Genomic DNA, 6,086 nt, shown 5'->3' on the forward strand with positions numbered 1-6,086 from the left:
AAATTCAGCAAAGTTCAGGGTTTTGGGGGTTAGAGGCATGCTCCGACAAATCTTTTCCCGGGGTCTCTGTTTCCATAAATCCATAAAAGCCATAAAAGAGGGGTCTGGAGGGGGCTGCGTTTGCGCCAGCAGGCCGGAGATCAAGGGCAATACCAGGGAAGGAGCTCAAACTCTGGTGGGAGTTTCTCCCTCTCATAAGGGCTTCTGTTTTATCTTAGGAAGAATCCACCCAGGGATCCCTTAGGTTGTCCTTGGTTGGTATCCCTTTGGCAAGATCCGCTAGCCCAACCCAGGCCATGTTGCCCGTTCGCCCCCGCGAAACTGTTTCCATGTTCACCCGCGACGGGATCCAACTGGACGCGGATGTCTATCGCCCGCAAGGGGAGGGGAGCTACCCGGTTTTGCTGATGCGGCAGCCCTATGGGCGGGCCATTGCCTCGACGGTGGTGTATGCCCATCCCAGGTGGTATGCGGCCCAGGGGTACATTGTGGTCATCCAGGATGTGCGCGGACGGGGAACTTCCAAGGGATCCTTCTACCCTTTCCGCCATGAGGTGGAAGACGGGTTTGACGCCGTCAATTGGGCGGCTGCCTTGCCGGGGAGCAACGGCGTAGTGGGCATGTACGGCTTCTCTTATCAGGGCATGACCCAGCTGTATGCGGCTTCTACCCGTCCCAGCGCCTTGAAGGCCATCTGCCCGGCGATGCTGCCTTACGATCTCTATGCCGATGCCGCTTACCCAGGGGGGGCCTTTGCCTTCTACAACAACCTCAGTTGGGCCTTGCAACTGGAGACCGAAGGGGCGCGTCTCAGGGGGGATGCCAATGCCTACCAAGCGCTTTTGAAAGCTGCCCGCAATCTCCCCCTCTACGACCCTATCCCCCTCAAGCCGGGGGTGTTGCAGCAGTATGCCCCCCAGTCCTATTACTTCGACTGGCTGGAGCACAGCGAGCCGGATGAATACTGGCGCAAGCTCTCTCCCCGTCTAGAGGTGGTGGATCTGCCGATGCTACACATTGCCGGCTGGTTTGACAGCTACCTGAGTGGTAGCCTGCGCCTCTACAAGGAAATGAGCGCCCGCAGCCAGAACCCTCAATACCTGATCATCGGCCCTTGGATCCATCTCCCTTGGGGGCGCAAAGTGGGGGCGTTGGACTTTGGCCCAGAGGCTGTCAGCCCCATCGATCGCCTGCAGGTGCGCTGGTTTGACCAGTTCCTCAAAGGCAAAGATACAGGGATCCTCCAGGAGCCGCCGGTACGCCTGTTCGAGATGGGATCCAACCGCTGGCGCGGCTTTGATGCTTGGCCTACCCCTGAGCCAAAAGCTTTTTACCTACACAGCACCGGCTTGGCTGCCCTTTCAGAAGCAGAGGGATCCCTTCGCCCTGAACCCTCGCCGACGCAACAATCGGATACCTTTGTTCACGATCCCTGGCGACCGGTGCCGGCCTTGGGGGGCCACCTAGTTCAGCCTGCCGGGCCGCAAGAGCGCTCCGCCCTCGACTGCCGCACCGATGTCCTGACCTATACCACTCCGCCGCTGCAAGCCGAGCTGGTTCTGGTCGGGGACATTGCTGTGGAGGTGTACGCGGAGGCCGACAGCCCCAGTTTCGATCTTTGCGCTGTGCTCTCGGTGGTAAGGCCCGATGGGCAGGTGTATAACTTTTCCCAAGGCTATTGTCGCCTACGGGATCCCCAGCCCAGTACCCCCATTCTGATTCCCTGTCAGCCCACCTGTATTCGCATTCCTTGCGGTCATGCTCTGCGCCTCAGCCTTAGCGCGGCTTGTTTTCCGGCCTATCCTGTCAACACAGGCACGGGAATGCGGGAAGAGCGGCTGATTGAGGCCCGCATTCTCACCATCACTCTCCGCAGCGGTGGCGAGACGCCTTCGCGGCTGCACCTGCCCATGGCTTGAAGCCAAGAAGAGACCAAGCTTCGGGATCCCGTTCGCAATCCCCGCTTACAAAGAGACACCAAACGTTAGGATAGAAACAGGCAGGGCAAGGGAACACCATGTTGCAAGACCCAAAGTTGATCCGGCACTATCAGGCTTTGACCGATGCTCTGGTGGATACCTGGCAGCGGGGCTACCGGCGCACCGATGAGCTACGTCTGCTGGTGGATGGCTACCTGCTGGCCTTGCGAACTGGCAAACAATTGGAGCCCTTCGAGATCTATCGCATTGAGGACGAGGTCAACCGCTTCCTCTACGATCCGTCCAACTTCATAGATCCGGAATTGGAGCCAGAGGCGGAGCCGATGCGGGGTTATTGATTTTGTGAATCCCTGTTGGCGATCCCTAGAACAGGTGGGGCAAAGTTTTGATTCCAACCTTTTCTGATCTCCCCTCGCCCCTTGGGAGAAAGACTAGGGGGGAGGGCGCTGACTGAGTTCTGGTTTTGTCGAGCATCTTGCGCCTGGTAGGCTGAGAGGGATCGATTCGTTCCTGATTCCAGTCGTATCGGTTCTATGGCGGTTTGGGATAGGGTGATGACCTCCCGGCATCTGCCCCTGCTGGGATCCGGCTTGGGCTTGGGGGTAGCCCTGATCCTCTGGTACGGGGTGTTTGGCTACCACGTGCTGCAGATTGGCCTCTGGCTGCTGAGCATCCTGCTGGTGGGGTTGTATTGGGCGCAGTTTTCCCCGGCTCAACCCCCTTGGGATCCGACGCGGCTGCGCTGGCAACAGGAGCTGTTGCACCTGGGGCTGTTGGTGTTGGTCTTTGCCCCGATCTACCTCTACGACCTGCCCAACATCCCTTTTCAGATCAATACTGACGAGATTGTGATCACCTCCATGGCCCGTCGCGCCTCAGGGGTGCGCTATCCCGATATCTTTGGGCTGATGCCGGAGTATTTCTATTTCCCCCGCTTCATGTTCAGCCTCTTCGGCGGCCTGACGCGGCTGATGGGGGGAGTCACGCTGCTCAATGTGCGCACGGTACATGCCGCCTTCGGGGTCGTCACCATTCTGGTGGCCTACGGGTTTTTTCGGGCATTTTGGGGATCCCGGCTGGCTTTGGCGGGGGCGGCCCTCTTGGGATCCAACCATGCCCTGCTGGCTATTAGCCGTATGGCGATGCGGGAAAACCTCATTGTCTTGGTAGAGTGTGCAGCCTTGGCCTTGATCTTGAAGGGGGTGCGGGAGAAAAACCCCCTGCTGCTCTATCTGGGGGGAGGGGCGGCGGGCTTCTCTCTGTACGGCTATTTGCCGGGGCGGGTGGTGATCCTGCTGGGGTTGCTGTTTGGAGTTCTGTACCTGCTCCTGGGCCGGGAGGATCTCCGAGGAGAAAACAAGCAAGCTAATCCCCTCTGGGTCCTGGCTAAGCTGACGGTGCCCGCGGCGCTGGGCTTTTTTCTGGTGGCTGGGCCCATTCTGGTGGCCACGGTCACAGCACCTGCGGTGAGCGCCGAGTACTCTCGCCAACAATTTCTCTTTTTCCCGGAAGGGCGGGCGTTACAACAGATGTGGGTGAATGCGGCTACGCCAGAGGAGGCGGTCTGGCGCAACATCTTCAACGGCCTGAGTATGTTCAACGACCCCGGCCAGCACGACCGCGGCTACATCTATCCCAACTACGGCCATGCTTTTGTGGATCCCTTGACGGGGATTTTGATCTGGCTGGGGCTGGGATCCGGCCTCTACCGCCTTTTCAAGAAGCGCAGCCAGCCCCACGACTGGCTCTGTATCGGCAGCTTCCTATTTCTCTACCTGCTGTTTAGCTTGGCCATCACCAAAGCCCCCAACTACACCCGCCTGCTGGTGATCCTGCCCTTTGTAGCCTATCTAACCTTGGAAGGGATCCAAGTGCTGGCAGGTCTCCTGGAACGCTGGGGATCCCGGGCCGGGAGTTGGCTGCCGGCGGCGGCGATGGCGGGGGCAATCCTGCTGATTGGGGGGTGGAACCTGGCCATTTTTGGAGACTTTGTCCACAAAGGCTGGACTCAAGGCAATGATGTGGGGGCTACCGGGCGCTATGTGGCAGCTCGCCAAGGGGATCCCGACTACCGCTTCTATCTGGCCGCCAGCGCTGCCTACCCCTATTTCGGCTGGGGGGAACCCCACTATTGGCAAAGCTGGATCCAATTTTTTGCCGGATGGGAACAAAAGGTAGCGGTGTTTTCCCCTGAGGTGTTGCCCATCCAGGCGCTGGAGCCACCGTTTACCCTGTTCATGAACGAGTGGGTATGGGATCAGCAAGGGGCAGAACTGCAACGGCGTTTTCCCAGCGGACGGTTGCACCGGATCCCTGCCGAGCGGGGGCTATGGGCCTTTGAGGTGGCGGATCCCTAGAGCTCCCCCCTGGTTTGGCCAACCCACTGTTCGCGGGACGGAGTCCTTTCGCGTCAGCGGGACGGAGTCCTTTCTTTTTGCCAAACTACTAAAAGTAGCTGAAAGCACATTATGCAGATCCAGAGCCCCCAACAGTAGAAGAAGATAGCGTTCCAGGGATCCCAGACGTGCGTTTTGATGCCTACGACCCGGGCGAGGGGTTTTACGACGAGCTGTTTTTGGGGCGTAACCAGCCCCGTCCTGAGGCGATCCCGCTGATTGAGCGCATTCATTCTCTGGAAGAAGGGGAACTGCAGCAGCGGCAAGCGGCGGCGCAGGCGGCCCTCTTTCAAATGGGGGTGACCTTCAACGTCTATGGCGATAGCCAGGGCACGGAGCGAATTTTCCCCTTTGACATCATTCCCCGCATCGTCTCGGCTTCCGAGTGGCAGCGGCTGGAGAAGGGTCTCAAGCAGCGCATCCACGCCCTCAACCTGTTCATCGACGATGTCTATCACGACCAGAAGATCCTTAAGGATGGGGTGATCCCTGCCGAGCTGATCGAAACGGCCAAGGGATTTCTGCGGCCCTGTGTGGGGCTCAACCCGCCGGGGAGAATTTGGTGCCACGTCACCGGCACCGACCTGGTGCGGGATCGGGACGGAACTTGGTACGTGCTGGAAGACAACCTGCGCTGTCCGTCGGGAATCTCCTACGTGCTGGAAAATCGGCGGGTGATGAAAAGCACCTTTCCCTCCCTGTTCAACACCATGGGGATCCGCCCGGTGGACGACTACCCTAGCCATTTGTTGGATACTCTGCTTAACCTGGTGCCGCACCTAGCCAACCCAACGGTGGTGGTGCTCACCCCCGGCATCTACAACTCCGCCTACTTCGAGCATTCTTTCCTCGCCCAGCAGATGGGGGTGGAGCTGGTGGAAGGACGGGATCTGGTGGTGGCAGATGGCTATTTGCAAATGCGCACCACCAAAGGGCTGCAGCGGGTGGATGTGATCTACCGCCGTATCGACGACGACTTCATCGATCCCCTTGCTTTTCGCCCTGATTCCCTCTTGGGGGTACCCGGCCTGTTTGAGGTTTATCGGTCAGGGCGGCTGGCGATTGCCAACGCTTTGGGAACGGGGGTGGCGGACGACAAGGTGATCTACGCCTATGTGCCCCAGATGATCCGCTACTATCTGGGAGAGGAAGCCATTTTGCCCAACGTGCCCACCTACCTCTGCTGGGATCCTAAGGATCAGGCGTACGTACTGGAAAACCTGGACAAGCTGGTGGTGAAGGCAGCCAACGAGTCAGGCGGCTATGGCATGCTGATGGGATCCCAGGCTACACCGGCAGAGCGGTCTGCTTTTGCTGAGAAAATCCGCGCCCAGCCGCGCAACTACATCGCCCAACCCACCCTGTGCCTTTCTCGCGTGCCCACCTTGGTGGATCGGGGAGAAGGCCCCCGTCTAGAACCCTGTCATGTGGACTTGCGGCCCTATATCCTCTACGGCAAAGAGATCTACGTTCACCCAGGGGGGCTGACCCGCGTCGCCCTCAAGAAGGGATCTCTGGTGGTGAACTCCTCCCAGGGGGGCGGAAGCAAAGATACCTGGGTGCTCTGCGCGGATCCCGGCTGTTGAGAGACGGCTTGCAAAATAGGTTCAGAGCCGCTCGCCCGAACATCTGCTCCACTGACCAAGGCAGCTGGCATGCTGAAGCGCCAAATCCACGTAGTGCTGGGCGTGAAGGCGCAGTTGCTTGACCTGATACATTTACGCTGAACACTGCTGAACATCACTGTTCA

At 59.1% G+C, this 6,086-nt stretch carries 4 protein-coding genes; all 4 read left to right on the top strand.

Going from position 1 to position 6,086, the window contains the following annotated elements; translation table 11 throughout:
* The first annotated feature begins 245 nt into the window (after positions 1-245).
* The 4 genes from NW843_RS02020 to NW843_RS02035 all read left to right on the top strand — a co-directional run bounded on the left by NW843_RS02020 (position 246) and on the right by NW843_RS02035 (position 5,922).
* A complete protein-coding gene (locus NW843_RS02020) occupies positions 246-1,919 on the top strand; it encodes a CocE/NonD family hydrolase (protein WP_414341768.1) in 1,674 nt (557 codons plus the stop codon).
* Between the two features lie 98 nt (positions 1,920-2,017).
* Positions 2,018-2,278: a DUF6761 family protein gene (locus NW843_RS02025; RefSeq protein ID WP_011434405.1), complete on the top strand. Its 261-nt coding sequence runs from the start codon at positions 2,018-2,020 to the stop codon at positions 2,276-2,278.
* Between the two features lie 216 nt (positions 2,279-2,494).
* The gene (locus NW843_RS02030) at positions 2,495-4,297 is read left to right on the top strand and encodes a glycosyltransferase family 39 protein (RefSeq protein WP_414521966.1); all 1,803 of its coding nucleotides are present in this window, start codon (positions 2,495-2,497) and stop codon (positions 4,295-4,297) included.
* A gap of 167 nt (positions 4,298-4,464) precedes the next feature.
* On the top strand, positions 4,465-5,922 hold the full coding sequence (locus NW843_RS02035; RefSeq protein WP_414400096.1) for a circularly permuted type 2 ATP-grasp protein: 1,458 nt from the start codon (positions 4,465-4,467) through the stop codon (positions 5,920-5,922).
* The last annotated feature ends 164 nt before the right edge of the window (positions 5,923-6,086 follow it).

Origin of the sequence: Synechococcus sp. R5-12, from assembly GCF_047502655.1 — a bacterium.
Lineage (GTDB): Bacteria > Cyanobacteriota > Cyanobacteriia > Thermostichales > Thermostichaceae > Thermostichus.

What these genes read in the sequence shown, in the direction of transcription:
- NW843_RS02030 (WP_414521966.1), top strand. Translation starts at nt 2,495, where the DNA reads ATGACCTCCCGGCATCTGCCCCTGCTGGGATCCGGCTTGGGCTTGGGG.
- NW843_RS02025 (WP_011434405.1), top strand. Translation starts at nt 2,018, where the DNA reads ATGTTGCAAGACCCAAAGTTGATCCGGCACTATCAGGCTTTGACCGAT.